The sequence below is a fragment of the Vibrio sp. 1401 genome, from assembly GCF_033340295.1.
In genome coordinates this window covers 1-790 of the sequence record NZ_JAWOWF010000261.1, presented here as the reverse complement: position 1 = coordinate 790, position 790 = coordinate 1, and the positions used below count along the sequence as shown (strand labels likewise).

The following is a 790-nucleotide window of genomic DNA, read 5'->3' as shown; positions in this document are numbered from 1 at the left end:
GAATAAAATCTCATCTTTTATTACTCGGTGTTGGTTATCGAGGAAAAGAATGTAAAAAGCCTCTCTTTGGCGGTCTCTTAATATAGAGGAGAGATATAATTTAGTTTGCTCAGGGCTGGTTAAGGCGTCGCCACGCTTGAGGGTTTCCGCCAAATATCGCTGAGTCATTTCTAACACCGCTTGCAATTGCACATATTTGGCCTGCCCTAACCCTTTATGCTGACAAAACTCCTGTTCTGAAGCGGAGAACAGCTGCCTAAGCGAACCAAAATCTTGAATAAGGAAATCGGCCAACTCAATCACGTTCATGCCTTGCGTGCCCGTACGGAGGAATATCGCCAGTAATTCGGCATCGGTTAACGCCTGCGGCCCACGTTGCAGAAGTTTCTCTCGTGGCATCGACTCATTTGGCAAAGCTTTGAGTATCATCGGAACTCTCTTTGAAGGTAAGAATCCCTATTCCACAAAACAGAAAGCGAAAGTCGAGGGTGACTTTCGCTTTCTTCGTTCCACTCTGATTTTATGTGCAATTTAATGGTTCATCAGAGTTTAAAGTTGCCGACCAGATCGTGAATTTCCGTGCCGGATTGTGACAACTGAGTGCTGATCGTTTCTGCGTGTTGCAAGGTATCATTGATGTTGTTGACGATCTGTTGAATCGCCACCAAGTTCTGGTTGATGTCTTCCGCCACCGCACTTTGTTCTTCTGCCGCTGATGCGGTTTGAATTCCCATATCTCGAATTGTACCAATAGAATGGTGGACACCAGACAAAGACTGTTGAATCAGTG

1 protein-coding gene and 1 pseudogene are annotated in these 790 nt (G+C 45.3%); both read right to left on the bottom strand.

The features are described from left to right. The coding region (locus R7Z77_RS24985) for a UPF0758 domain-containing protein (RefSeq protein ID WP_318136996.1) at positions 1 to 429 on the bottom strand (429 nt) is incomplete at its 3' end. Positions 430 to 542: 113 nt separating this feature from the next. Beyond that, positions 543 to 790, bottom strand: a pseudogene (locus R7Z77_RS24980) (chemotaxis protein); the annotation flags it as partial.